Source organism: Rhizobium sp. YTUHZ045, assembly GCF_051124255.1.
GTDB lineage: Bacteria > Pseudomonadota > Alphaproteobacteria > Rhizobiales > Rhizobiaceae > Rhizobium.
In genome coordinates this window covers 4,176,524-4,202,500 of record NZ_CP101432.1, presented here as the reverse complement: position 1 = coordinate 4,202,500, position 25,977 = coordinate 4,176,524, and the positions used below count along the sequence as shown (strand labels likewise).

The window sequence follows — 25,977 nt, the reverse complement described above, 5'->3', positions numbered from 1 at the left end:
CGACCTCTCCGGCCTGGTGCTCGATCTCGCGCATTGGGGGGTCCAGGATCCCGCGTCCCTTGCCTTCGTCGATCAGCCGCCGGAAACGACGCTTAAGGAAGCGCGGGCGCTGCTCGGTCAGCTCGGAGCGCTCGACAAGGATGGCGCGTTGACTGCCCGTGGCAAGATGATGCGCGATCTCGCTTTGCCGCCGCGACTTGCCGCCATGGTCGTCTCATCAGGCGAATCGGGCCATGCCCGGGAGGCGGCGATGATTGCCGTGCTCCTGACCGAACAGGGGCTTGGCGGATCAAGCATCGACATTGAGGACCGGCTGCGGCGATTCAAAGCCGAGCGCGGTGACAGAGCCGACGCCTCGCGGCGGCTGGCTGGACGACTGGCCGCCGGTCTCGAGCCCGTCACAACAGCCGCACCCGTATTGGCGGGTCAGCTGCTGCTGCACGCATTCCCAGATCGGATCGCGCTTCAGCGCGGGGGGCGCGGGCGATTCGTCATGGCGAACGGGCGGGGAGCGGAACTGCCGGAGACCGAGCGGCTCGCCGGCAGCCAGATGCTCGTCATCGCCGATCTCACCGGGCGCGCGGTGCAGGGGCGGATTCTGGCGGCAGCGGAAGTGACACGTGCGGATATCGAAGCCGAACTGCCTGGCGAGATCAGAACCGATGACCAGATATTCTTCGACCGGCAAAGCCGGCAGGTGCGGGCGCGGCGGGCAACTCGGCTTGGCGGAATCGTCTTCGAAGAGACGCCCTTGCCGCGTCCTTCCGGAGCCGCCGTCACTCAGGCGCTGATGGAGGGCGTGCGCGAATTGGGGCTTGATCAGCTCGCCTTCTCGAAGGAGGCCATGCAGCTCCGCGAACGGATCGGTTTTCTTCATCGGACGATCGGTGATCCCTGGCCCGATGTCAGCGACGATGCTTTGCTTTCTCGGCTGGAGGATTGGTTCGCTCCCTTCCAGGAGGACGCCCGTAGCCTTTCCGAGGTCTCTGCGGCAGGGCTTTCGAACGGCCTGATGTCGTTGGTACCACACGAGCTGCAGCGCGATCTTAGCCGGCTTGCTCCGACGCATTTCGAGGCGCCGACCGGTCAAAAACATCCCATCCAATATGAGGGCGAGGAGCCGGTCCTGACGATCCGCGTGCAGGAGCTGTTCGGGCTCAAGCAGCATCCGGCGGTCGCCGGAGGGCGCCTGCCGCTACTCCTGGAGCTGACGTCACCGGCGCACCGGCCGATCCAGACGACACGCGACCTGCCCGGCTTCTGGGTGGGCTCATGGAAGGACGTGCGCGCCGAGATGCGTGGACGCTATCCCCGCCACCCCTGGCCGGAGCGGCCGGAAGAGGCGTTGCCGACGACACGGGCAAAACCACGTGGTACATGAGAGCCATCAAGGAGCCCCGGCATGATCGACAAGCCCGGTGTCATCGACAAGACCGAAAGCCATACGCTGGAAGACCGGCACAGCAGCCGCAGGCTGCGGCTACAGACGCTGGTGCGGCTTCGCTGGCTTGCAGTCGGCGGCCAGGCGCTGACGGTGTTCATCGTCGCTTTCTGGCTGAAATTTCCCTTGCCGCTGATCGCCAGCTCTTTGCTGATCGCCGCCCTTGCCTGGGTGAATTTCTACCTGACAATCCGCTATCCGCCGACGCATCGGCTGGAGCCGCCGGCCGCCTTCGCTTTGCTCGGCTTCGATCTTCTGCAGCTTTGTGCGCTGCTCTTCATCACGGGCGGCCTCGCCAATCCGTTCGCCGCACTCGTCTGCGTGCCCGTCATCATCTCTTTCGCCTCACAGCCAATCCGCTACAGCACGGCACTGATCGGCTTTGCCATGGTCTGCATTACAGTGCTTGCCTTTTCGCCTTTCCCGCTCCCCTGGTTCGACGGGGTCGAGATCAATGTCCATAATGTCATGCAGTTCGGCGTCTGGTGCTCGATCGCCTCGACCATGGCCTTTGCCGCCTTCTATGCCTATCGCGTCTCGATGGAAGCGAGCCAGCTTGCCGATGCGCTCGCCGCGACCGAACTGGTGCTGCAGCGGGAAAAGCATCTTTCGCAGCTGGACGGTCTGGCTGCGGCCGCCGCTCATGAACTCGGCACGCCGCTTGCCACGATCAGCGTCGTCGCCAAGGAAATGGAGCGCGAGCTCAAGGATGATGATCGCTTCCGCGAGGATGTCATGCTGCTGCGAAGCCAGAGCGAACGCTGCCGTGACATTCTGCGGCGGCTGACGACGCTCTCCTCCGAAGGCGAGGCGCATATGCGCCGGCTGCCGCTTTCCTCCATGATCGAAGAAGTCGTCGCACCGCACCGGGAATTCGGCATCACGCTCGAGCTCATCGAGAAGAGCCCGCGCAAGAGCGAGCCGGTCACCGATCGCAATGCCGGCATCATGTACGGGCTCGGAAACCTCATCGAAAATGCCGTCGATTATGCCAGGGAGAAAGTGACCGTCACCGTCGAGCACGATCAAGACAAAGTATTGATCGTCATCGAAGACGACGGCAATGGTTATTCGCCTGACATCCTGACGCGCATCGGCGAGCCCTATGTGACCAAGCGGCAGAAGGAAGATACGGCCGGCGGCCTCGGGCTCGGACTTTTCATCGCCAAGACACTGCTGGAGCGCTCGGGCGCATCGCTGGTTTTCGAGAACCGAGAGCCGGAAAGAGCCGGCGCGCGCATCCGCATCGAATGGCCGCGAATGCTGATCGACGCAAATTCGACAAAATGAGTTTGTGGGCATAAGTAGAATGAGAAACGGTTGACCAGGATCAGGCGCAACCGCCGGGACCCGAGACGATGACAGAACAGAATCATGGAAATTTCGCCACATCGGATGAAGACCATATCGGGCCCGACGCCAGCCTGCTGATCGTTGACGACGACGGGCCCTTCCTGCGCCGTCTCGCACGGGCGATGGAGACCCGCGGTTTCGACGTGGAGACGGCCGAATCAGTGGCGGAAGGCGTTGCGAAATCGAAAGGCAGGCCGCCGAAATATGCGGTGGTCGACCTTCGCCTCGGCGACGGCAACGGCCTCGACGTCATCGAAGCGATCCGGCAGCGGCGCGACGATACCCGGATCATCGTGCTGACCGGCTACGGCAATATCGCAACAGCGGTGACGGCCGTAAAACTCGGAGCCGTCGATTATCTGGCCAAGCCCGCGGACGCCGACGAGGTCTTTTCAGCGCTGACGCAACGGCCGGGCGAAAAGGCTGAGCTGCCGGAGAATCCGATGTCGGCCGATCGGGTGCGCTGGGAGCACATCCAGCGGGTCTACGAGATGTGCGAGCGCAATGTCTCGGAAACAGCACGTCGGCTCAACATGCACCGGCGAACGCTGCAGCGCATCCTTGCCAAACGCGCGCCGAAATAGACGAAACCTTCGTCAGACATCATCCGCAGTGAATGGTTTTCCGTTCGCCCATTCGGCCATCATCAGCCTTTGCGCAGCGGCGCGCGAGAAACTGAGCGTGACGGATTTGCGCGTGGCCGGTGCCATGCGGTGTTCCGGCGCCTCGCGGATCATATGGGCGCCATAGCCATCCGAGAGGAAGAGCCCGCATTCCTCGGGAAAAATGTCAAGCGGCACACCTTCATGAGTCGCAAAGAACAGGCGGTCGCAATGCAGCCTGTATTCCGGCCATTTGCGATCCACTCGGAAATCCTCGATCGATGTCTTGATTTCGATGATCCAAACTTCGCCCTTTTCCGAAAGCGTGATCAGATCGGCGCGTCGGCCGCTGGCGAGCGGCAGTTCCGGCAGCACCGCATGGCGCATTTCGTGCAGCAATATCTGCGTTCCGCGCCGCACCATCATGGCCCTGTCCGATTGCCGGCCATCGATTAACGGATTGTTATTGTAAACGCTCAAAATCGTCATGGATAACCATCGCCGAGCCGGGTGTGTTGTTGCAAAAAAACCATGCGCTTTTAATTTGCGCGGCAGACGGATTCCTCGCGCCGAAGCAGTCTTGCAAAGCGCAAGTTAATCGAAAATAAACCATAATCAACGATGGTCGAAAGACTGTTCTCCTCGCCCGAAAACTTCAAGAGTTATCTATGCGCATCCGCAACGCATTCCCTGTATTTGGCCTGCTGACGACACTCGCACTGGCCGGCTGCTCCACCAATTCCGAAAGCGCATCCGTCGACGACAAGGGCGCAGGCCCGACGGTACAGACAGCTCAAATCTTCAACGACGCCTATGGCGTGACGAAGGATGCCGGATACTCCCTGCCGGCGATCCCGATCGACAGGGTCAAGCCGCAGTTCCGCCGCCAGGTCGTCAGCTACCAGACCACCGAGCGTCCAGGCACCATCATCGTCAACACGCGCGAGCGCTTCCTCTATTACATCCTGCCGAACGGCAAGGCGATGCGCTACGGCATCGGCGTCGGCAAGCAGGGCTTCGCATGGGCCGGCACTGCCTATGTCGCCTGGAAACAGGAATGGCCGACCTGGCACCCGCCGAAGGAAATGGCTGAACGCCGCCCCGACGTCGCCAAATACGTCGAGGAGGGCATGGGCCCCGGTCTCAGCAATCCGCTCGGCGCGCGCGCCATGTATCTCTTCAACGACGACGGCAAGGACACCCTGTTCCGCCTGCACGGCACGCCGGAATGGGCTTCGATCGGCACCGCCGCTTCCTCGGGCTGCATTCGCCTGATGAACCAGGACGTCATCGACCTCTACAGCCGCGTCCGCCCCGGCAAGGGGACCTCCAAGGTCATCGTCATCCAGTAGGCTAGATATCGAATTCGGTATAAAAAAGGCCGCCGGACTATCGTCCCGGCGGCCTTTTTGTATTCTCGGTTACACCGATTGTTTCGCCTTGAGCTCGAGGCGGCGGCGGTGAAGCACCGGTTCGGTATAGCCGTTCGGTTGCTCCCTGCCCTTAAGGACGAGATCGAGCGCGGCCTGGAAGGCGATCGAATCATCGAAATTGCCGGCCATCGGCCGGTAGGCTGGATCGGATTGGTTCTGTCGGTCGACGACGGCAGCCATGCGTTTCATCGTTTCGACGATCTGAGCTTCGGTGACGACTTGGTGATGCAGCCAATTCGCCATGTGCTGGGCCGAAATGCGCAAGGTGGCGCGATCCTCCATCAGGCCGATATTGTTGATATCAGGCACTTTCGAGCAGCCGACGCCCTGATCGATCCAGCGCACGACATAACCAAGGATACCCTGGGCATTGTTGTCGAGTTCCCGCTGGATTTCCTCGGGAGTCCAGTTCGGCCGCACCGCAACCGGCACGGAGAGAATGTCGGAAAGCTTGGCGCGAGCCCGGTCCTTCAGCCCCTGCTGAACCCGAGCGACGTTGACGCGGTGATAATGGGTGGCATGCAGGGTTGCGGCCGTCGGTGACGGCACCCAGGCGGTGTTGGCGCCGGCCTTCGGATGGGCGATCTTCTGTTCCAGCATCGCCGCCATCAGATCCGGCATCGCCCACATGCCTTTGCCGATCTGGGCGTGGCCGGAAAGGCCGCATTCCAGACCGATGTCAACGTTCCAGTTCTCATAGGCCGATATCCACGCTGCCTGGCGCATATCGCCCTTGCGAATCATCGGACCGGCTTCCATCGAAGTATGGATCTCGTCGCCGGTGCGGTCGAGGAAACCGGTGTTGATGAAGACGACGCGCTCGCGGGCGGCACGAATGCACTCCTTGAGATTGACCGTCGTGCGCCGCTCCTCGTCCATGATGCCCATCTTGATGGTGTTGCGCGCCATGCCGAGCGCGTCTTCGACCCGGGAGAAAATCTCGACGGCGAAGGCGACCTCTTCTGGCCCATGCATCTTCGGCTTCACCACATACATGGAGCCGGTGCGGGAATTCTTCTTCCGGCCGGCGGGACCGATATCGTAAAGCGCGATCAGAGCAGTGATGATGGCATCCATGATGCCCTCGGGCACTTCGTTGCCGTCCTTGTCGAGGATCGCGGGATTGGTCATCAGGTGGCCAACATTGCGCACCAGCATCAACGAACGGCGATGCACCTCGAACGAAGCGCCGTCCGGGCCGGTATAGTCCAGATCCGGGTTGAGCTTGCGGATGAAGGTCGTTCCGCCCTTTGCCACCTCTTCCTGCAGATCGCCCTTCATCAAGCCGAGCCAGTTGCGATAGACGATCACCTTGTCTTCGGCGTCGACGGCTGCAATCGAATCCTCGCAGTCCATGATCGTGGTGATCGCCGATTCCAGCCAGACATCGGAAATATGGGCCGGATCGGCCTTACCGATCGCCGTCGTCGGGTCGATGACGATATCGATATGAATGCCGTTGTTCTTCAGGAGAATATGGCTCGGCGTGGTGGCATCGCCGCGATAGCCGGCAAAATGCCGGCCGTCTCTGAGCATTGTCTGCTCGCCGTCCACCGATCTGACGACGAGCATTCCGTCCTTGACGGCGAAGCTGCCGACATCCTTCCAGCTGCCGTCCTGCAGCGGCGTCGCCGTATCGAGGAAATCTCGCACCCAGGCGATGACCTTTTCGCCGCGCTTCGGATTATACCCCTTACCCTTCTCGGCGCCGTCGCTCTCGGGAATGGCGTCGGTGCCATAAAGCGCATCATAGAGCGAGCCCCAGCGAGCGTTGGCGGCGTTCAAAGCGTAGCGGGCATTCATCACGGGAACGACGAGCTGCGGACCGGCGATCGAGGCGATCTCGGGATCGACGTTTTCGGTCGAGACCTGGAAGTCCGATCCTTCCGGCAGGAGGTAGCCGATGCTGCGTAGAAAGGATTGATAGTCGTCCATATCCGACGGGGCGCCATGCTGGCGATACCAGTCATCAATCTTCGTCTGCAGCTCGTCGCGTTTGGCCAGCAGTGCGCGATTGCGCGGGGCGAGATCGTGAACGATCGCCGAAAAATCGGCAAAGAACCTGTCCACATCGATCGCCAGACCCGGCAGAACCTCCTGCGTCAGGAAATCGTGGAGGACGGTTTCGATGGCAAGACCGTTCTTATCAATGCGGCTCATGCGATATTCTCCCTGGCAGCGCCTGTGAATGCTGCCACTTTGCCCGGCTTTCATTCACAGTCAATTCCGCAATAGTTCGAAAGATTTATGCCGTTCCGGAAATTATGCGCGACGTCACGCGCATGGGAAGCCCGTTCTGCGGCTGAGTCGTCAGCTTCTGCACCGGCCAAGGATTGGTGGTTGCCGTCTGATCGAAACGGAAACGGCGCATCATCACGGCCAGTGCGATCACCGCCTCCTGCAACGCGAAGGTCGCGCCGATGCAGACGCGCGGGCCGGCGCCGAACGGCAGAAACTGAAACCGGCCGATGCTGCCGCGGTTTTCCGGCAGGAAGCGCTCCGGCATATAGGCGCGCGGCTTTTCCCAATAAAGTTCGTGGCGATGCAGCGTCCACGGCATGATCAGCACGGTAATATCCGCTGGTATTTCGACCTTTTCGCCCTTGGCATTCATCCAGACGTCATCGGCTATGGCGGCGCGATTGATCGAAGGAGCCGGCGGGTAAAGTCTGAGGGCCTCTTCGAAGGCCGCGCGCGTCACCGGCATCAGATCCAGCCATTCTACTGGTTCGGCTCCAGTCGCCAAGACGACATCGATCTCCGTCTCCATCGCTTCACGAATATGCGGGCTGTTGGCCACACAATAAAGTGTCCAGGCAAGCGCACGCGCCGTCGTCTCGTGGCCGGCTCCAATGAAAGTCAGGATATTGTCCTCGATCTCCCCCTTGGTCAGGCCATCCGGACCTGCCTGTTCCAGGAGCAGCGTCAGAAAATCCTCCGGTGCGGCGGCGCGATCGGCCTTCATCTTCGCCAGACGCACATCCATGGTATCGCGGACGATAGCCCTGAATTTTTCCAGCACCTTCTGACCGCCGATACGGGTCAGGCGTGGCACCCAGGAGGGCGCGCGCAGCAGGTCCATCGGGTCGACGCGGCCCATCCGGTGGAGAAGCTGGTTGACGTCGTCGGCGAAATGGCCGCTCGACGAGATGATTTCGCCGGAGAAGAGCGTTTCGGCAAGGATAGCAAAGGTCAAATCGGTCATGTCGGTGGCAATGTCGAAAATTTGACCAGCCGCCTCGCCGTTCTCGTATTTGCGGACGAAATCTTCCGATTGCCGCAGCATCTGCCCGGCAAAGCCCTTGGCGTGGCGCGGCGTGAAAACTGGCGCGACCGCCTTTCGAGATCGCTTCCAGACCTGGCCTTCCGCCGTCAACAACCCGTCACGCAAGATTGGCCGCAGCACCAGCTGGCGAATGTCGGACATGCGGTAATTGGCGGCATTGTCGACCAGCACGTGCTTGATCAAGCCGGGATCGTTGACGATGAGGGTGTGTTGCCCAAAGAAACTCGTCTTGATCCAGGGTAGCGTATAGGAGGGCTCGCCCCAGAGTTCGAGCGGGTTGCGCAGGATGATTCGGATGATATCCAGCCGGCTCGGCGGCACAGTGCGCGGCAGCGGTGCCGGCGGAACGAAGGGATCCGGACGCATGTCCATCGTCAAAGCCTTTCGGGGAAGAGCGACGCCTTCCCGGCAAGCTTGAAGCTAGAGCAGGCCCTTGAGTTCGTCCAGCTTGTCGTTAATCAGCCAGCCGTAATAATTCTCTTCAGGCCAAACGGTCGCACCGGAAGAGCGGTTTTTCGCCGCAAGGGCTGTGGCACGCTGGCGGGAATTGCCGACATTATACAGCGTCGCCGTCAGGCCGGGATTGCCCGAGATATCCATGCCGGCAATCTCCTTGTAGTCGTCGATCGACCGGCGGATCGAGGCCGCGACGAAGGCGAGCGAGATATCTGGATCCATGATCGCCTTATAGACGTCGCCGGCATTCTTCTCGTTCAGCTTCGGATAGCCGGAGACGCGGCTGACGAGATCGGAGAGCATCAACGCCGTCAGCGGATTGACCTGACCGAGGCCGAAGGTCTGGCCGGCATAGAAAGGCTGAAAGAAGACCGCACTGAAGCGGTTGTTGGGGAAGCTCTCGCCACCCACGGTCTTGCCGCGGAAATCGCTTTCCCAGACATCTTCCCGGCAGGACCAGAGCGTGTAGGAATCACTCTTGCCCTTGCACTGCGCAAATTGCGGCCGCGCCACGAAATCGTCGACGTTTTCGCCGTCATAGGCGAAGCGGAAACTTTCCCCGGCATAGGAAGCGGCTTTGACATAATAGGCCTGCAGCCTGTCGTAAGCGTCGACATTATAGGTATGTTCGCCAACGATCGCGCCGACGACATGGATGGGATTGATGCCGTAAGCGCTGGAGACCTTGCGGATCTTGGCCATCAGCTCGCGATCGGTCGCAAGAAGCTCATGGACCTTCTCATACTTCAGATCGAAGCTGCTCTTGGTGCCCTTGGTGCGGCGGACGGACGCGCCGGGAATATCGGGCTGCTCAGCGTGGCGATTGCCGGCCGGCACCGTCTGCATGGCGAAGGCCGGCGCCGAATTCACCAGGGCAACGGCAATCAAAAGGCTTGTCAAAAGGCGTCGCACGATCCGCTATCCCGTCCGTTCATCGTCCTGTTCGCGATGCGGCTGACTGGACCAGAATCTTGGCCGAATAAAGCCGTAGCGGAAAACAAAACGGGCCTTCACTAAAAAGGAAAAGGCCCGCTGTCGATAGTCGAAGTCAACAGAATGCGGCATTCACATCGGTAAAGCCACGAGCCGGTGCGCCGATATCACAGAATGAAGCGTGACAGGTCGGTATTCTGCGCGAGATCGCCGACATGTTCGCGCACATAGGCTGCATCGATCGTGATGGCTGCCCCTGCCCGATCCGGCGCATTGTAGGAAATATCGTCCAGAACCCGCTCCATCACCGTCTGCAGACGGCGCGCACCGATATTCTCGACCGAGGAGTTCAAATGCACGGCGACATCGGCCAGCGCGTCGATCGCGTCCTCGGTGAAATCAAGGTTCAGATTTTCGGTTTCCATCAGCGCCCGGTACTGGCGGATGAGGCTCGCTTCGGTCTCTGTCAGGATGCGGCGGAAATCCTCCTTGTTCAGCGGGCGCAGCTCGACGCGGATCGGCAGGCGGCCCTGCAGCTCCGGCAAAAGATCCGACGGTTTGGAGACATGGAAGGCGCCAGAGGCGATGAAGAGGATATGGTCCGTCTTCACAGGCCCGTATTTGGTCGAGACCGTCGTGCCTTCGACGAGCGGCAGCAGGTCGCGCTGGACACCTTCGCGTGAAACGCCGGCGCCCATGCCGCCGTCGCGGGCGGCGATCTTGTCAATCTCGTCGAGGAAGACGATGCCGTCATTTTCGGTAGAGCGGACGGCCTCGCGCTGGATCACCTCGTTGTCGATCAGCTTGTCGGATTCATCGCGAATCAGATCCGTATAGGAAGCCTTGACCGTCGTGCGCACCTTCTTAGTGCGTCCGCCCATTGCCTTGCCGAACATTTCCGACAGGTTGAGCACGCCGATATTGGCGCCCGGCATGCCGGGTATTTCGAAGCCGCCCATGCCGGAGCCGGCATCGGCCACCTCGATATCGATTTCCTTGTCGTCGAGCTCACCGTCTCTGAGCTTCTTGCGGAAACTTTCGCGGGTGGCGGGCGAAGCGGTGGTGCCGACCAGCGCATCGAGCACCCGCTCCTCGGCGCTGACATGCGCCTTGGCCTGCACCTCGGCCCGCTTCTTCTCGCGCACCAGGCCGATACCGACCTCGACCAGATCGCGGATGATCTGCTCGACATCACGGCCGACATAGCCGACTTCGGTGAACTTCGTGGCTTCGACCTTGATGAAGGGCGCGCCGGCGAGTTTTGCCAGGCGGCGGGAAATCTCCGTTTTACCGACACCGGTCGGACCGATCATCAGGATGTTTTTCGGCATGACTTCGTCGCGCAGGCTCGGGTCGAGCTGCTGGCGACGCCAGCGGTTGCGCAGCGCAATCGCGACGGCGCGTTTGGCATCATGCTGGCCGATGATGTAGCGATCGAGTTCGGAAACGATCTCGCGGGGGGAAAAGGTCGTCATTGCGTATCATTCTCCTGGCGGTCCGGAGCCATCAACGCCCGGCCGAAATTCATCGTTGTCGCGCCGCGACGGGTCAGCCGCGGCAGCAGCCGGAAGGCCGGAATTCAGCTTTCGACGTCCAGCAATTCGACCACGATATTGTGGTTGGTGTAGACGCAGATGTCGGCGGCGATATCGAGGGCGCGCCGGGCGATCTCTTCGGCCGATTTGTCGGTATCCATCAGCGCTCGGGCGGCGGCGAAGGCAAAATTGCCGCCAGAACCGATCGCCGTCGTGCCATGTTCGGGCTCCAGAACATCGCCATTGCCGGTGATTGCCAAGGTGATCGACTTGTCGGCGACGAGCATCATGGCTTCGAGATTACGCAGGTATTTGTCGGTGCGCCAGTCCTTGGCGAGCTCGACGGCGGCGCGCATCAGCTGACCGGGATATTGTTCCAGCTTCTTTTCAAGCCTTTCGAGCAGGGTGAAGGCGTCGGCCGTGGCGCCGGCGAAACCGGCGATGACCTCGCCCTTGCCGATGCGCCGGACCTTGCGGGCATTGCCCTTCATCACGGTCTGGCCGAGGCTCACCTGGCCATCGCCCGCCATCACCACCTTGCCGCCTTTTCGAACTGTAATGATTGTTGTCATAAAACACCTGTCTGCCCATGAGCCGGGCCTTTACATGAGACCGCAAACCGGTCCTTGTTGAACCCTATGTAAGCCGGCCGGAGCCGATTGCAAATGGGCGAGCTTTTCTCCTGCCCGGCTTCTGGATATTTGCCGATGCGCCTGATAAGGAACGGCCTTATTCCGATGGAGGGCCAGATGGCCGAGACCGCAGCAAGCCGTACCGGAAGCGTTGCCCGCAAGACCAACGAGACGTCGATTTCAGTTTCCGTTAATCTCGACGGCACCGGCAAATCGAAGATTTCGACCGGCGTCGGCTTCTTCGACCATATGCTCGATCAACTTTCGCGGCATTCGCTCATCGACATGGAAATCGAAGCCAAGGGTGACCTGCATATCGATGATCATCACACGGTCGAGGATACCGGTATTGCGATCGGCCAGGCGATCTCGAAGGCGCTCGGCGACCGCCGGGGCATCACACGCTACGCTTCGATCGATCTCGCTATGGACGAGACGATGACCAAGGCGGCGGTCGATCTTTCCGGCCGGCCCTTCCTCGTCTGGAATGTCGCCTTCAGCGCGCCGAAGATCGGCACCTTCGACACGGAACTCGTGCGCGAATTCTTCCAGGCGCTCGCCCAGAACGCCGGCATCACCTTGCATATTCTCAATCATTATGGCGCCAACAACCACCATATTGCCGAGACATGCTTCAAGGCGGTCGCGCGCGCATTGCGCACGGCGACAGAGATCGATGCGAGACAGGCGGGCCGTGTTCCCTCGACGAAGGGCACGCTCGTCTGAGCCCCTCAGGGAGCGGCGACAATGACCTCCAGCTATATTTTCCTGACACCGCCCGGCGCGAACCCAGCGACCGATGAGGTGCGCACTATTCGCGACGGCTTCACCTGGCTCGGCTTCCTGTTTCCATGGGTTTGGCTGCTGGTGCACCGGCTATGGCTGCATGCGGCCGCGGCGTTTCTCCTGCAGGGAATCGGCGGCGCACTGATGGACGAACCCGGTCTGGGGCCGGCGGGCGCGGCGATCATGCTGGGCGTGAATATAGTGGTCGGTCTCGAAGGCCAGAACTTTCGCATCCGCCATCTTGCCGCCAAGGGCTGGAACGAGGACGCCCTCATTGCAGCCGACAAGCTCGATATTGCCGAGCAGGTCTATTTTGCGGACAAGACAGTCCCTGCGAGCAGTGACGATACGGTCGCACCGGACTGGCAGAACAAGCCCGGTGCAAACAGCCTGCGCGGCCAAGCGACATCGCTTGATCTCTTTGGTTTTGATGGAGGACGCTGACGATGCGCGTCGCGATTATCGACTATGGCTCCGGCAACCTTCGTTCGGCCACCAAGGCTTTCGAACGTGCCGCGCGCGAGGCGGGCATCAATGCCCATATCGATCTCACCGATAAGGCGGAGGACGTTGCTGCGGCCGATCGCATCGTGCTGCCCGGCGTCGGCGCATACGCCGATTGCCGGCGCGGACTGGAAGCCGTGCCCGGCATGAACGAAGTGCTGATCGAGGCTGTCGAGAACAAGGCGCGGCCTTTCCTCGGCATCTGCGTCGGCATGCAACTGATGTCCTCGCGCGGTCTGGAGAAGACCGTGACACACGGCTTCGGCTGGATTCCAGGCGACGTCATCGAGATGACGCCTGACGATCCCGCCTTGAAGATTCCGCAGATCGGCTGGAACACGCTCGACCTGAAGCGCGAGCATCCGCTCTTCGACGGCATTCCCACCGGGCCGCAGGGGCTGCATGCCTATTTCGTCCATTCCTACCATCTTGCCGCCGAAAATGCCGAGGATGTCATTGCGACCGTCGATTATGGCAGGCCGATGACCGCCCTCGTCGGGCGCGACAACATGGTGGGGGCCCAGTTTCACCCGGAAAAGAGCCAGAAGCTTGGCCTCGCCCTGATCGCCAATTTCCTGCGCTGGAACCCGTAATACCTCCGCCTTATTTCCTCTTTATGAAAAGAGCGGAACAGGAGTGCGCTCGATGCCGGCTTCGCGGAAATCAGGCAAGGTGTTCTACATGCTGAGACCCTCCAGAGAGGGTCTGCCTCCCTTCTCGGACATCCGGCTTCCCGACGGGACGATCATTCGCCGTGTCGACGAAGCCCTCCATAGAAAAGCGCTTTCCAATGCGGCCAAGGCATTGAAAGAAAGGCCGGACCGATGATCCATGAATTTCTTGCCGGCAACGAGAATTCGCAGCTGCGCGCCAATGGGATCAATGCCGGCGATATCACCGAAGCCGTGCTGGAATTCTATATCGAAGGCGAAGACGATCTGATCGGCCTGCTTGCCTACGCCCTTTACGAGCGGCAGAAGCGCGATTTCGTCGTCAGCTATCGAAAGCGGAATGCCGGCCGTTCGCCCAATGAGGCCGAGCTTGCCGCAGTTTCCAGCAATTATCTCTCCACTGACCTGCGCAATACGCTGCGCGATCGCGCCTCGCAGATTCTTTCGAGCTATGCCGAGACCTATGTGGAAGCGATGGAGCCTGAGATCCGGCTCGCCGCCGTCAACAGCGACGCCCTGCGGCGGGTGCGGGAGATCGAGAAATCGGTGAAGAAGCGCCTCGGTTTCTGGCGCCAGGTGCGTGCGGGCTTCATCGCCATCCTTCTGCTTCTGCTGCTTTTGAGCGCGGCCGCCATTGCCGCTGTCTTTTTCCGCTCGGATATCGTAGATGCGTGGAATGCGCTGATGGCAGCGATCACTCTACGGACGTAAGACGACATGATCCTTTTTCCCGCGATCGATCTGAAGGGCGGCCAATGCGTTCGCCTGAAGCTCGGCGACATGCAACAGGCGACGGTTTACAACACCGATCCCGCCGCCCAGGCGAAGTCCTTCGAAGACCAGGGTTTCGAATGGCTGCACGTGGTCGATCTCGATGGCGCCTTCGCGGGACATTCGGCCAATGGCGACGCCATCGAGGCGATCCTGAAGGCGACAAAAAATCCGGTGCAGCTCGGCGGCGGCATCCGCACCCTCGACCACATCGAAGCCTGGCTGTCGCGCGGCTTGCGGCGGGTCATCCTCGGTACTATCGCGGTCAGAAATCCGGCTCTGGTGATCGAGGCTTGCCGCAAGTTTCCGGGCCGCGTCGCTGTCGGCATCGATGCCAAGGGCGGCAAGGTGGCCGTCGAGGGTTGGGCTGAAGCTTCCGAACTCGGCATCATCGAGCTCGCCCGGAAATTCGAGGGCGCCGGCGTTGCGGCGATCATCTACACCGATATCGACCGCGACGGCATTCTGACCGGCATCAACTGGAGCTCGACACTGGAACTCGCCGATGCCGTCTCCATTCCTGTTATCGCTTCGGGCGGCCTTGCCTCTATCGAAGATATCAAGCGCATGCTGCAGCCCGACGCGCAGAAGCTGGAAGGGGCGATTTCAGGCCGGGCGCTTTACGACGGCCGCATCGACCCCCAGGAAGCGCTGGCGCTGATCAAGGCCAACAAGGCCAAGGAGACTGCCTAATGACCCTCAAGGCTCGTGTCATTCCCTGCCTCGACGTCAAGGACGGCCGTGTCGTCAAGGGCGTCAATTTTCTCAATCTGGTCGATGCCGGCGATCCGGTCGAAGCGGCGAAGGCCTATGACGCGGCCGGCGCCGACGAGCTCTGCTTCCTCGACATCACCGCATCCTCGGACAATCGCGAGACGATTTTCGATGTCGTGGCGCGCACGGCCGAGCAATGTTTCATGCCGTTGACCGTCGGCGGCGGGGTCAGAACCATTGCCGACATCCGCAAGCTCCTGCTGTGCGGCGCCGACAAGGTGTCGATCAACTCGGCAGCTGTCAGCAATCCTGATTTCGTCGCCGAGGCGGCCGATAAGTTCGGCGACCAGTGCATCGTCGTCTCGATCGACGCCAAGCGCAGGCGCACGCAAGCGGTCGGCGGCGACAATCTCAGCGCCTGGGAAATCTATACGCATGGCGGCCGCAACGCGACCGGCATCGATGCCATCGAATTCGCGCAGAAGATGGTGGCGCGCGGGGCCGGCGAACTGCTGGTCACCTCCATGGACCGTGACGGCACCAAGGTCGGCTACGACCTGGAGCTGACGCGGACGATCGCCGATGCGGTGCGTGTGCCGGTCATCGCATCCGGCGGCGTCGGCGACCTCGACGATCTCGTCGCCGGGGTGAAGGAGGGCCATGCCAATGCCGTGCTGGCCGCATCGATCTTCCACTTCGGCACCTATACCGTTGGCGAGGCAAAACACTATATGTCGAAGTGCGGCATCGACATGCGTCTCGACTGAAGCCTGAGAACGAACAATGAGCAGATTTTCCCTTTCCGACCTCGAACGCATCGTCGAAGAGCGATCGAAAGCCTCACCGGAGCAGTCCTGGACAGCCAAACTCGTGGCCGCCGGCCAGCCTAAAGCGGCGAAGAAGCTCGGCGAAGAGGCAATCGAAGCGGTGATGGCGGCGGTGACGGGCGATCGCGACAATCTGACCTATGAGGCGGCCGATGTGCTCTATCACTTATTGGTCGTATTGAAGATTGCTGAAATACCGCTAGAGAATGTCATGGCCGAACTCGAGCGCAGAACCGCGCAGTCCGGTCTCAAGGAAAAGGCCAGCCGGCAGAGTTCATGAGTATCGCGACTGAGATTATCGGGGTGCCGGAGATATTGGATCACTTCCAGTCTGAATCCTATTCGCCCTACCATTTCTTCTCTTCCGAGCAATGGGCGAAATTCCGCGCCGACACGCCGCTGACGCTCACCGGTGACGAGGTCAAGCGGCTGCGCTCAATGGGCGACCCGATCGATCTCGACGAGGTCCGGCGCATCTACCTCTCGCTGTCGCGCCTGCTCTCGTCGCATGTCGAATCTTCGCAGATGCTGTTCGACCAACGCAACCGCTTCCTCAGCATGTCGGATGTAACGAAGACGCCTTTCGTCATTGGCATCGCCGGCTCGGTCGCTGTGGGAAAATCGACCACAGCCCGTATCCTGAAGGAGCTCCTGGGCCGCTGGCCTTCCAGCCCGAAGGTCGATCTCATCACGACAGACGGCTTCCTCCACCCGAATGCGGTGCTGCAGCGGGAAAAGCTGATGCAACGCAAGGGTTTCCCGGAAAGCTACGATACTGGCGCGATCCTGCGCTTCCTCTCGGCGATCAAGGCCGGGCGGCCCGATGTGAAGGCGCCGTGTTATTCGCATCTCGTCTATGACGTGCTGCCGGACGAATACAAGATCGTCGACCGGCCCGACATTCTGATCTTCGAAGGCATCAACGTGCTGCAATCGCGCAACCTGCCAGCCGACGGCAAGATCGTGCCGATGGTGTCCGACTTCTTCGACTTCTCGATCTATATCGATGCCGCGGAAGACCAGATCCACAACTGGTACGTGACGCGCTTCATGCGGCTGCGGGAAACCGCCTTCCGCGATCCGAACTCCTATTTCCATCGCTACGCCTCGATCACCGATGGGGAAGCGCTCGAAATCGCCGAAGATCTCTGGGCGAACATCAACCTGAAGAACCTGCGCCAGAACATCCTGCCGACGCGGCCGCGAGCCGATCTCATCCTGAAAAAGGGCAAGGATCATCTGATCGAACAGGTCGCGCTCAGAAAACTATAGCAGACGATCAAATTTCACGGACGAACGCGGCGCAGCGTCAGATTGATGCGGCCGCCGTTTCTCAACAGCGTCGATGTCGCGGGGTAGATGCGGTCGACGCCATGATAACAAAGCCTCCCCTCGCCGCCCAGCACGACCAAATCACCGCTCGCAAGCTTGAAGGACAGCGTGCGATCATTGCGGTTGAGGCCGCCGATGCGGAAGAGGCAGCTGTTGCCGAGCGAGATCGAGACGACCGGCGCCTGCAGATCCTGCTCGTCCTTGTCCTGATGCAGGCCCATGCGGGCGTCGTCGGAATAGAAATTGACGAGGCAGGCCTCCGGTGGCTTCTCACAGCCGGAAACCTCATTCCAGATATCGAGCAAAGGCGCCGGCATCTCAGGCCAGGGCCGGCCGGTTGCCGGGTGCGTCGGCTGATAGCGATAGCCGCGCTCCTTGTCCGTCACCCATCCGAGCGGCCCGCAATTGGTCATCCTGACCGACATCGGTTTGCCGGTGCCGGGCATGACGGGCACATAGAGCGGCGCTTCGGCGACGACGGCACGGATCACCTCGACCAATTCCGCCTGGCGCGCCCGGTCGAGATAGCCGGGCAGATGGCGGATGCCGTTCAGAAGCTCGGGCATGTCATTCGCCGCCGCCGGGGCGGCCCCGCATTTTCTTGACTTCCGAGCGGCCGGATTTTTCCTTCAGGCGGCGTTCGACCGAACCCTTGGTCGGCTTGGTCTTCTTGCGCGGCGGCGGCGGCGGCTTGGCCGCCTCCAGAATCAGTTCCTTCAGCCGCTCGCGCGCATCCTCGCGGTTGCGGTCCTGGCTGCGAAAGCGGCTCGCCTCGATCATCAGCACGCCCTCCTTCGACATGCGTCGGCCGGCGAGCTTGATCGCATTGGCTTTGACGCGATCATTGAGGGAAGGCGAATTCGCGATGTTGAAGAACAGCTGGACCGCGGTCGAAACCTTGTTGACGTTCTGCCCGCCGGGACCGCCCGCGAGGACGAACTGTTCAGTCAGTTCCCATCCCGCGATGGTGATCCTGTCGTCGATATAGAGTGCGTCGCTGGCCATGCGGCGTTCTATCTCATATCGGCCGCCAATTGAAAATATCGGCCGTTAAAGAGAAAACCCGGCAATCCTGCGATGCCGGGTTTCACGTGAATCAGAGATTCTGTTTAGCGCAATTCCCGGCAAAAGCGCTTCGCGCTTTGCCTGGCAAAACCGCTGCACACTTTTGCTGGAATTGCTTGCGCTTCTTATTCGGCTGCGACCTTCACGCCGGGAGCCGCATCGCGGACGCCGCCATCGACGTGGTTCTCGAACTTCGCGAAGTTGGCGATGAACATCGAGACCAGCTTTTCGGCCTGCGCGTCATAGGCCGCCTTATCGGCCCAGGTCGAGCGGGGATCGAGAATGCCGCCGTCGACGCCATCGACGGAAACCGGCACGGCAAAGCCGAAATTCGCGTCCGTGCGGAATTCGACCTTTCCGAGTTTGCCGCTGAGCGCGGCAGCGAGAAGAGCGCGCGTCGCCTTGATCGGCATGCGCTTGCCGGTGCCGTAGGCGCCGCCTGTCCAGCCGGTGTTAACGAGCCAGCACTCGACGCCGTGGCGGCTGATCAGCTCCTTGAGCAGGTTGCCGTATTCGGCCGGATGACGCGGCATGAAGGGCGCGCCGAAACAGGTGGAGAAGGTCGCTTCCGGCTCGACGACACCTTTTTCGGTGCCGGCCACCTTGGCGGTGTAGCCGGAGAGGAAGTGATACATCGCCTGATCGGGCGTCAGCCGCGCGATCGGCGGCATGACGCCGAAGGCATCGGCGGTCAGCATGATGATCGTCTTCGGATGCCCGGCCCGGCCGGTTTCCGAGGCATTCGGAATGAAATGCATCGGGTAGGCGCAACGGGTGTTTTCAGTCAGCGAACCGTCATCGAAATCGGGCTCGCGATTTTCGTTGAGGACGACGTTTTCGAGCACGGTGCCGAAACGCTGCGTCGTTGCGTAGATTTCCGGCTCGGCCTCGGCCGAGAGGCGGATGGTCTTGGCGTAGCAGCCGCCTTCGAAGTTGAAGATGCCGTTTTCGCTCCAGCCATGTTCGTCGTCACCGATCAGCGTGCGGGCCGGATCGGCCGAAAGCGTCGTTTTGCCGGTGCCGGAAAGACCGAAGAAGACCGCCGCGTCACCGTCCGGGCCGACGTTGGCCGAGCAGTGCATCGGCATGACACCCTTGGCCGGCAGCAGGTAGTTGAGCACGGTGAAGACCGACTTCTTCATTTCGCCGGCATAGGAGGTGCCGCCGATGAGAACGAGACCGTTGGTGAGATCGCAGGCGATCACCGTTTCCGAACGGCAGCCGTGGCGGGCCGGATCGGCCTTGAAGCTCGGCAGATCGATGATCGTCAGCTTGGGCACGAAGGTCGGCAGCGCCGCCGCCTCGGGGCGGATCAGCAGATTGCGGATGAACAGCGAATGCCAGGCGAATTCGGTGATGACACGGGTCGGCAGGGCATGGCCTTCCTCGGCACCGCCAACAAGATCCTGAGCGAACAGCTCCTTGCCGGCTGCATGCGCCAGCATGTCGTCGCGCAGCAGGGCAAAATGCTCCGGCGAGAGCGGCTTGTTGTTGTCCCACCAGATTTGACCATCGGTATTGGCGTCGCAAACGATGAATTTGTCGCGCGGCGAACGGCCCGTATGCTGACCGGTGAGGGCCCGAAGCGCGCCCTGAGCGGTCAGTTCGGCTTCACCCCGGCGGATCGCTTCTTCATAGAGCGCTGCGGCGGAAAAGTTATAGCGGACGCTGGCTGCGCCGCCCAATCCAACCGTTGCAAGCTCCGTTGCCGGGTTATGAACTCCGAACTTTTCCATGGCTAGTTCCCTTTGCTCAGGCTCGTTGCCGTTAAAACTAACCGGGAAAATACGGGGAGACATTTTAAAAGACAAGAGACAAAAATCAAGAAAATATAGTAATATCAATTAATTAATCGATTTAAATTTGTTTCAGTCTTTTTAAATCGTTTGAAGAGACAACGTTGAAAGATTTCCGGCCACAACTTACGAGTGCCGCCGATTTTAGCGACAATCTTCCCCTTTATCTTTGCCACAATTTGTTCCACCTTTATCCTCCATAAGCGCATCCGGTCATTGAGACCGCCTGGGGACGACCAAAATCCGGGAGATTGCGCACTGATGACGGAGACCAACACCATGCCGACAATCGCGCTCGTTGACGACGACCGCAACATCCTCACCTCGGTGTCGATCGCACTGGAGGCCGAAGGATATAAGGTCGAGACCTATACGGACGGTGCTTCGGCGCTCGACGGCCTTCTGGCGCGACCGCCGCAGCTGGCGATCTTCGACATCAAGATGCCGCGAATGGACGGCATGGAGCTGCTGCGCCGCCTGCGGCAGAAATCGGATATTCCGGTCATCTTCCTCACCTCCAAGGATGAGGAGATCGACGAGTTGTTCGGCCTGAAGATGGGCGCGGACGATTTCATCACCAAGCCGTTTTCGCAGCGCCTGCTGGTGGAGCGCGTCCGCGCCGTCCTGCGTCGCGCCTCCAGCCGCGAAGCCGCGGCCGCCGGCGGCACAAGCCCCGGCGCTGCGCCGAAAGCCGGAGCGGTGCAGCAGGCCCGCTCGCTCGAGCGCGGACAGCTGGTCATGGACCAGGAGCGCCATACCTGCACCTGGAAGGGCGAGGCCGTGACACTGACGGTGACGGAGTTCCTGATCCTGCATTCGCTGGCGCAGCGCCCCGGTGTCGTGAAAAGCCGCGACGCGCTGATGGATGCGGCCTATGATGAACAGGTCTATGTCGACGACCGGACGATCGACAGCCACATCAAGCGGCTGCGCAAGAAATTCAAGATGGTCGACACCGACTTTGATATGATTGAAACGCTCTACGGAGTGGGATACCGCTTCCGCGAAGCAGCTTGAGCCCGAGCGGCACAGCTGGAAATATTGAAGGTTGCCGGCCAGTTTATCGGGCCCAACCTTTCGAAAGGGCCTATCATTGGCACAGTTGGTGCAGGAAAGGGATTTGGACGACGCGGAGGGCGTGAGCACCCGTCGCGTCCGAGGCCGCCGTTGGTCGCATCCCTTTACGCTGATCCGCCGCATCTTCGGCAATGCGGTGTTTTCGAGCCTGACGCGGCGCATCCTGTTCTTCAATCTCGTCGCGCTGGTGGTGCTCGTCGGCGGCATTCTCTATCTCAACCAGTTTCGCGAAGGCTTGATCGACGCCCGCGCCGAAAGCCTGTTGACGCAGGGTGAAATCATCGCCGGCGCCGTTTCGGCTTCCGCGTCGGTCGATACGAACTCGATCACCATCGATCCGCAAAAGCTGCTCGAACTACAGGCCGGCCAGAGCATCACCCCAGTGCCGAACGACGAGGACCTGGAATTTCCGATCGACCCCGAGAAGGTCGCTCCCGTCTTGCGTCGGCTGATCTCGCCTACGCGCACACGCGCGCGCATCTTCGATGCCGACGCCAATCTGCTGCTCGATTCGCGTCACCTCTATTCGCGCGGTCAGGTGCTGCGCTTCGACCTGCCGCCGGTCGAGGAAGAGAAGCAGACCTGGAGCGATTGGTTCGCGACGCTGTTCAACAAGGCGCTGCAGCCGGGCAATCTGCCGCTCTACAAAGAAGCCCCGGGCGGCGACGGCTCGATCTATCCGGAGGTCATGAACGCGCTGACCGGTGTGCGCGGCGCGGTCGTGCGCACCACCGAGAAAGGCGAACTCATCGTTTCCGTCGCCGTTCCGATCCAGCGCTTCCGCGCCGTGCTCGGCGTGCTGCTGTTGTCGACGCAGGCCGGTGACATCGACAATATCGTCCATGCCGAACGACTGGCCATCATGCGCGTCTTCGGCGTGGCCACGCTCGTCAACGTACTGCTGTCGCTGGTGCTCTCATCGACGATCGCCAATCCGCTGCGTCGTCTTTCGGCAGCCGCCATCCGCGTTCGCCGCGGCGCCAAGACACGTGAGCAAATTCCCGACTTTTCCGCTCGCCAGGACGAAATCGGCAACCTCTCCATCGCATTACGCGAGATGACGACAGCGCTTTATGACCGCATCGACGCCATCGAGAGCTTTGCCGCCGATGTCAGCCACGAGCTCAAGAACCCGCTGACCTCGCTGCGCAGCGCCGTCGAAACGCTGCCGCTCGCCAAGTCGGAGGATTCCAAGAAACGGCTGCTTGACGTCATTCAGCACGATGTCCGCCGCCTCGATCGCCTGATCAGCGACATTTCCGACGCCTCGCGGCTCGATGCCGAACTCGCACGCGTCGACGCCGCCTCCATCGACATGGAGGTGCTGCTGCGCGACCTGATCGACGTGTCGCGCCAGATCAGGGGCAGCAAAAAGCAAGTGCAGATCGACTATGTCGTCGAGCGCAAGCCGAACATCAAGACGCGCTTCGTCGTCAACGGTCACGACCTGCGCATCGGCCAGATCGTCACCAATCTGATCGAGAACGCCCGCTCCTTCGTCCCTGAAAAAGACGGGAAGATCATCGTGCGGCTGATGCGGACACGGTCGCGCTGTGTCACCACGATCGAAGACAACGGTCCCGGCATCCAGGCGGAAAATATCGATCGCATCTTCGAGCGCTTCTATACCGACCGACCGGAATCCGAAGGCTTCGGACAGAATTCGGGGCTCGGCCTGTCGATCAGCCGCCAGATCGCCGAGGCGCATGGCGGGTCGCTCAGAGCAGAGAACATTACCGACGCCGAAACCGGGCAGGTGCTCGGCGCGCGCTTTATCCTCGCCCTGCCCCTCGATCCAGCCGCATGACGGCGGCCGCCAACATCCATGCCACGGCGATCGTCGTCGGCAGAACGGGGCTGCTGTTCAGCGGTCCCTCGGGCTGGGGGAAATCGATGCTGGCTTTCACCTGCATGACCGAGGCGCGCCGCCTTGGGCTGTTCACGGCGCTGGTCGCCGATGATCAGGTGCTTCTGTCGGGAGAGACCGGCACGGTGATTGCCACCTGTCCGCCGTCGATCGCCGGGTTGATCGAAATTCGCGGCACTGGCATCGTCCGGCAGGATCACGTGTCCCCGGCAACCATGCACTATGCCGTGCTTCCCGGCAGCGCTTCCGGTGAAAACCGCGTCCCTGCGGAGGGCGAAATCGTCAGTCTCGCCCCGGGTTTTTCGCTTCCCGCATTGCGGCTGCTCACAAATGTTGCCTCGCCGCTGGCGATCCTGATGGCGAAAGCGCCTGACATCGGATGCTGAAGGCTTCCGGATTGATCAATCCGCCTTATATATTTGCATTTTTATCTTGCACTTCGGCTTTTCATAGCCAAGATGTGCCGCCACCGGTGGACGAAATTGCTGCATTGCGATATCTCAGCCACCGTTTGCGTATATGGGAGCAGTAATATCATGATCGGACTTGTGCTTGTCACTCATGGCAAGCTGGCTGAAGAGTTTCGTCATGCTGTCGAGCACGTCGTCGGTCCTCAGAAATTTATCGAGACGGTCTGTATTGGCCCCGAAGACGATATGGACCAGAGACGGCAGGACATTCTGCAAGCCGTTTCCGGCGCTGATGACGGTCATGGCGTCGTTATCCTGACCGACATGTTCGGCGGCACGCCTTCCAATCTCGCCATCTCGGTCATGAGCAGCGGCCATACCGAAGTCATTGCCGGCATGAACCTGCCGATGCTGATCAAGCTCGCCGGCGTACGCGGCGAGAACAATATGGAGAAGGCGCTGGTGGAGGCTTCCGAAGCCGGGCGGAAATATATCAATGTCGCGAGCCGCGTGCTCAGCGGAAAATAACGGCGCTTCATGACATCGCTTTCCCGGGAACTCCTTATCATCAACAAGCGCGGCCTTCACGCTCGCGCTTCCGCTAAATTCGTGCAGATGGTCGAGAATTTCGATGCAGCCATCACCGTTTCCAAGGATGGAATGACGGTCGGCGGCACCTCGATCATGGGTCTCATGATGCTTGCGGCAAGCCCCGGCTCCAGCGTCGTCGTCTCGGCAAGCGGCAGCCAGGCTCAGGAAGCCCTGGAGGCCCTGGATCAGCTGATCCAGAACAAGTTCGGCGAAGAAATGTGAGTTCGCCCGAGCTCATATAAACATATAAAGACTTCTTTATATCCTTATTGCCATCCCAGGCGAAGCCTGCTAAACGGCGGATATGCCGTGCGCTTGCTTGCGCCTGCGCCAATTTTTGAGACGTTTTTCAGCCTGGAGACCTCTATGAGCACTGAAAAAGATTATGTCGTCGCCGATATCGGGCTTGCGGATTTCGGCCGCAAGGAAATTACGATCGCCGAAACCGAAATGCCGGGGCTGATGTCCTGCCGCGCCGAGTTCGGTGAGGCAAAGCCGCTCAAGGGCGCGCGCATCACCGGTTCGCTGCACATGACCATTCAGACAGCCGTGTTGATCGAAACCCTGGTTGCGCTCGGCGCCGAAGTCCGCTGGGCTTCCTGCAACATCTTCTCGACCCAGGACCATGCTGCAGCCGCGATCGCCGCCGCCGGCGTTCCGGTCTTCGCTATCAAGGGCGAGTCGCTCGAGGACTATTGGGTCTATACCGACAAGATCTTCCAGTGGGCCGATGGTGGCCTTTCCAACATGATCCTCGATGACGGTGGCGACGCCACCATGTACATCCTGCTCGGCGCCCGCGCCGAAGCCGGCGAGGACGTGCTCTCAAACCCGCATTCGGAAGAAGAAGAAATCCTCTTCGCCCAGATCAAGAAGCGCCTCGCCGCTTCTCCGGGCTGGTTCACCAAGCAGCGTGACGCGATCAAGGGCGTCACCGAGGAAACGACGACCGGCGTCAACCGCCTTTACCAGCTCAGCCAGAAGGGCCTGCTGCCCTTCCCGGCGATCAACGTCAACGACTCCGTCACCAAGTCGAAGTTCGACAACAAGTACGGCTGCAAGGAATCGCTGGTTGACGGCATCCGCCGCGGCACCGACGTTATGATGGCCGGCAAGGTCGCCGTCGTCTGCGGTTACGGCGACGTCGGCAAGGGTTCCGCTGCCTCGCTCTCCGGCGCCGGCGCCCGTGTAAAGGTGACCGAAGCCGATCCGATCTGCGCTCTGCAGGCCGCCATGGACGGTTACGAAGTCGTACTTCTGGAAGACGTCGTTTCCTCTGCCGACATCTTCATCACCACGACGGGCAACAAGGACGTCATCCGCATCGATCACATGCGGCAGATGAAGGATATGGCGATCGTCGGCAATATCGGCCATTTCGACAACGAAATCGAAGTCGCCGCGCTGCGTAACCTCAAGTGGACCAACGTCAAGCCGCAGGTCGACCTGATCGAGTTCCCCAAGGGCAACCGCATCATCCTTCTCTCCGAAGGGCGTCTGCTCAACCTCGGCAATGCGACCGGCCATCCGTCCTTCGTGATGTCGGCTTCCTTCACCAACCAGACGCTGGCGCAGATCGAACTCTTCACCAAGCCCGGCCAGTACGAGAACAAGGTCTACATCCTGCCGAAGCATCTCGACGAAAAGGTCGCACGCCTTCATCTCAACAAGCTCGGCGTGAAGCTGACCCAACTCAGCGAAGAGCAGGCTGCCTATATCGGCGTGAAGCCGCAGGGCCCGTTCAAGTCCGACCACTACAGATATTGATAGGGTCGTCGATATCCACAAGATGTAGAAGCCGCGGCATTGACAAATGCCGCGGCTTATTTTTTGGCCGCTCCCTTCCCGCCGATTCCCTTCCGAAGTATTGTTTTAAGACTTGATTCGGGACGCCG

At 60.7% G+C, this 25,977-nt stretch carries 28 protein-coding genes (1 of these 28 running past the window's edge); 19 read left to right on the top strand and 9 right to left on the bottom strand.

The window, feature by feature from the left end:
• From hrpB to NMA58_RS20560, 3 genes are all read left to right on the top strand, one after another.
• A protein-coding gene (hrpB, locus tag NMA58_RS20570) for an ATP-dependent helicase HrpB (RefSeq protein WP_434711745.1) crosses the window boundary here: on the top strand, window positions 1–1,381 show its 3' portion. The gene continues 1,085 nt to the left of window position 1, outside the view; the window shows 1,381 of its 2,466 coding nt (coding positions 1,086–2,466); its start codon lies off the left edge, out of view; it ends in the stop codon at window positions 1,379–1,381.
• Window positions 1,382–1,402: 21 nt separating this feature from the next.
• Window positions 1,403–2,731 (top strand): ActS/PrrB/RegB family redox-sensitive histidine kinase, encoded by a 1,329-nt coding sequence (locus NMA58_RS20565; RefSeq protein ID WP_085776464.1) that lies wholly within the window; start codon window positions 1,403–1,405, stop codon window positions 2,729–2,731.
• Window positions 2,732–2,799: 68 nt separating this feature from the next.
• Entirely contained in the window at window positions 2,800–3,378 is a 579-nt protein-coding gene (locus tag NMA58_RS20560; protein ID WP_097601342.1) for an ActR/PrrA/RegA family redox response regulator transcription factor, read from the top strand.
• A gap of 12 nt (window positions 3,379–3,390) precedes the next feature.
• On the opposite strand, the gene NMA58_RS20555 is transcribed toward NMA58_RS20560, so the two are convergent.
• Window positions 3,391–3,885 (bottom strand): MmcB family DNA repair protein, encoded by a 495-nt coding sequence (locus NMA58_RS20555; RefSeq protein WP_085776462.1) that lies wholly within the window; start codon window positions 3,883–3,885, stop codon window positions 3,391–3,393.
• Window positions 3,886–4,064: 179 nt separating this feature from the next.
• On the opposite strand from NMA58_RS20555, the gene NMA58_RS20550 reads away from it, so the two are divergent.
• Window positions 4,065–4,748: a L,D-transpeptidase gene (locus tag NMA58_RS20550; RefSeq protein ID WP_011423457.1), complete on the top strand. Its 684-nt coding sequence runs from the start codon at window positions 4,065–4,067 to the stop codon at window positions 4,746–4,748.
• Between the two features lie 69 nt (window positions 4,749–4,817).
• On the opposite strand, the gene NMA58_RS20545 is transcribed toward NMA58_RS20550, so the two are convergent.
• From NMA58_RS20545 to hslV, 5 genes are all read right to left on the bottom strand, one after another.
• On the bottom strand, window positions 4,818–6,989 hold the full coding sequence (locus NMA58_RS20545) for a malate synthase G (RefSeq protein WP_434711743.1): 2,172 nt from the start codon (window positions 6,987–6,989) through the stop codon (window positions 4,818–4,820).
• 85 nt (window positions 6,990–7,074) lie between these two features.
• Window positions 7,075–8,487 (bottom strand): cytochrome P450, encoded by a 1,413-nt coding sequence (locus NMA58_RS20540; protein WP_434711741.1) that lies wholly within the window; start codon window positions 8,485–8,487, stop codon window positions 7,075–7,077.
• Between the two features lie 48 nt (window positions 8,488–8,535).
• Window positions 8,536–9,483 (bottom strand): DUF1402 family protein, encoded by a 948-nt coding sequence (locus NMA58_RS20535; RefSeq protein WP_097601339.1) that lies wholly within the window; start codon window positions 9,481–9,483, stop codon window positions 8,536–8,538.
• A gap of 188 nt (window positions 9,484–9,671) precedes the next feature.
• Window positions 9,672–10,979: an ATP-dependent protease ATPase subunit HslU gene (gene hslU, locus NMA58_RS20530; RefSeq protein ID WP_064708200.1), complete on the bottom strand. Its 1,308-nt coding sequence runs from the start codon at window positions 10,977–10,979 to the stop codon at window positions 9,672–9,674.
• A 104-nt stretch (window positions 10,980–11,083) separates the two neighbouring features.
• Window positions 11,084–11,611 (bottom strand): ATP-dependent protease subunit HslV, encoded by a 528-nt coding sequence (gene hslV, locus NMA58_RS20525; protein ID WP_064800163.1) that lies wholly within the window; start codon window positions 11,609–11,611, stop codon window positions 11,084–11,086.
• Window positions 11,612–11,788: 177 nt separating this feature from the next.
• On the opposite strand from hslV, the gene hisB reads away from it, so the two are divergent.
• The 9 genes from hisB to coaA are packed head-to-tail and all read left to right on the top strand — an operon-like array spanning window position 11,789 to window position 17,216.
• The gene (hisB, locus tag NMA58_RS20520; RefSeq protein WP_183705854.1) at window positions 11,789–12,397 is read left to right on the top strand and encodes an imidazoleglycerol-phosphate dehydratase HisB; all 609 of its coding nucleotides are present in this window, start codon (window positions 11,789–11,791) and stop codon (window positions 12,395–12,397) included.
• A 21-nt stretch (window positions 12,398–12,418) separates the two neighbouring features.
• Entirely contained in the window at window positions 12,419–12,901 is a 483-nt protein-coding gene (locus NMA58_RS20515) for a DUF2628 domain-containing protein (RefSeq protein WP_434711739.1), read from the top strand.
• Between the two features lie 2 nt (window positions 12,902–12,903).
• Entirely contained in the window at window positions 12,904–13,554 is a 651-nt protein-coding gene (gene hisH, locus NMA58_RS20510; RefSeq protein WP_434711738.1) for an imidazole glycerol phosphate synthase subunit HisH, read from the top strand.
• 52 nt (window positions 13,555–13,606) lie between these two features.
• The gene (locus tag NMA58_RS20505) at window positions 13,607–13,789 is read left to right on the top strand and encodes a hypothetical protein (protein WP_183705795.1); all 183 of its coding nucleotides are present in this window, start codon (window positions 13,607–13,609) and stop codon (window positions 13,787–13,789) included.
• Window positions 13,786–14,343 (top strand): hypothetical protein, encoded by a 558-nt coding sequence (locus tag NMA58_RS20500; RefSeq protein WP_085776455.1) that lies wholly within the window; start codon window positions 13,786–13,788, stop codon window positions 14,341–14,343. Before NMA58_RS20505 ends, NMA58_RS20500 begins: the two co-directional genes overlap by 4 nt.
• Before the next feature lie 6 nt (window positions 14,344–14,349).
• The gene (gene hisA / locus NMA58_RS20495; RefSeq protein ID WP_434711737.1) at window positions 14,350–15,096 is read left to right on the top strand and encodes a 1-(5-phosphoribosyl)-5-[(5-phosphoribosylamino)methylideneamino]imidazole-4-carboxamide isomerase; all 747 of its coding nucleotides are present in this window, start codon (window positions 14,350–14,352) and stop codon (window positions 15,094–15,096) included.
• Window positions 15,096–15,884, top strand: coding sequence for an imidazole glycerol phosphate synthase subunit HisF (gene hisF, locus NMA58_RS20490; protein ID WP_020920029.1), 789 nt, complete (start codon window positions 15,096–15,098; stop codon window positions 15,882–15,884). The genes hisA and hisF overlap by 1 nt, the downstream gene beginning before the upstream one ends.
• Window positions 15,885–15,900: 16 nt before the next feature.
• Entirely contained in the window at window positions 15,901–16,224 is a 324-nt protein-coding gene (locus NMA58_RS20485) for a phosphoribosyl-ATP diphosphatase (protein ID WP_434711735.1), read from the top strand.
• On the top strand, window positions 16,221–17,216 hold the full coding sequence (gene coaA / locus NMA58_RS20480; protein ID WP_085776451.1) for a type I pantothenate kinase: 996 nt from the start codon (window positions 16,221–16,223) through the stop codon (window positions 17,214–17,216). The genes NMA58_RS20485 and coaA overlap by 4 nt, the downstream gene beginning before the upstream one ends.
• 14 nt (window positions 17,217–17,230) lie before the next feature.
• Here the strand turns inward: coaA and NMA58_RS20475 are convergent, their stop codons facing one another.
• The 3 genes from NMA58_RS20475 to NMA58_RS20465 form a co-directional block, all read right to left on the bottom strand.
• Window positions 17,231–17,842, bottom strand: coding sequence for an alpha-ketoglutarate-dependent dioxygenase AlkB family protein (locus NMA58_RS20475; RefSeq protein WP_434711733.1), 612 nt, complete (start codon window positions 17,840–17,842; stop codon window positions 17,231–17,233).
• A 1-nt stretch (window position 17,843) separates the two neighbouring features.
• A complete protein-coding gene (gene arfB, locus NMA58_RS20470; RefSeq protein ID WP_183705804.1) occupies window positions 17,844–18,281 on the bottom strand; it encodes an alternative ribosome rescue aminoacyl-tRNA hydrolase ArfB in 438 nt (145 codons plus the stop codon).
• 185 nt (window positions 18,282–18,466) lie between these two features.
• Window positions 18,467–20,077, bottom strand: coding sequence for a phosphoenolpyruvate carboxykinase (locus NMA58_RS20465; protein ID WP_434711732.1), 1,611 nt, complete (start codon window positions 20,075–20,077; stop codon window positions 18,467–18,469).
• Between the two features lie 339 nt (window positions 20,078–20,416).
• Between NMA58_RS20465 and NMA58_RS20460 the strand changes: the two genes are divergently transcribed.
• From NMA58_RS20460 to ahcY, 6 genes are all read left to right on the top strand, one after another.
• A complete protein-coding gene (locus NMA58_RS20460; protein WP_210282952.1) occupies window positions 20,417–21,154 on the top strand; it encodes a response regulator transcription factor in 738 nt (245 codons plus the stop codon).
• A gap of 76 nt (window positions 21,155–21,230) precedes the next feature.
• On the top strand, window positions 21,231–23,021 hold the full coding sequence (locus tag NMA58_RS20455) for a stimulus-sensing domain-containing protein (RefSeq protein WP_434711731.1): 1,791 nt from the start codon (window positions 21,231–21,233) through the stop codon (window positions 23,019–23,021).
• Window positions 23,018–23,467, top strand: a complete 450-nt coding sequence (locus NMA58_RS20450; protein WP_434711730.1) for an HPr kinase/phosphorylase — start codon at window positions 23,018–23,020, stop codon at window positions 23,465–23,467. Before NMA58_RS20455 ends, NMA58_RS20450 begins: the two co-directional genes overlap by 4 nt.
• 150 nt (window positions 23,468–23,617) lie before the next feature.
• Window positions 23,618–24,019: a PTS sugar transporter subunit IIA gene (locus NMA58_RS20445; RefSeq protein ID WP_011423437.1), complete on the top strand. Its 402-nt coding sequence runs from the start codon at window positions 23,618–23,620 to the stop codon at window positions 24,017–24,019.
• A gap of 9 nt (window positions 24,020–24,028) precedes the next feature.
• The gene (locus NMA58_RS20440) at window positions 24,029–24,304 is read left to right on the top strand and encodes an HPr family phosphocarrier protein (protein WP_011423436.1); all 276 of its coding nucleotides are present in this window, start codon (window positions 24,029–24,031) and stop codon (window positions 24,302–24,304) included.
• Window positions 24,305–24,448: 144 nt separating this feature from the next.
• Window positions 24,449–25,849 carry an adenosylhomocysteinase gene (ahcY, locus tag NMA58_RS20435; RefSeq protein WP_434711729.1) on the top strand — a complete coding sequence of 467 codons (1,401 nt, stop codon included), beginning with the start codon at window positions 24,449–24,451 and terminating at the stop codon, window positions 25,847–25,849.
• The last annotated feature ends 128 nt before the right edge of the window (window positions 25,850–25,977 follow it).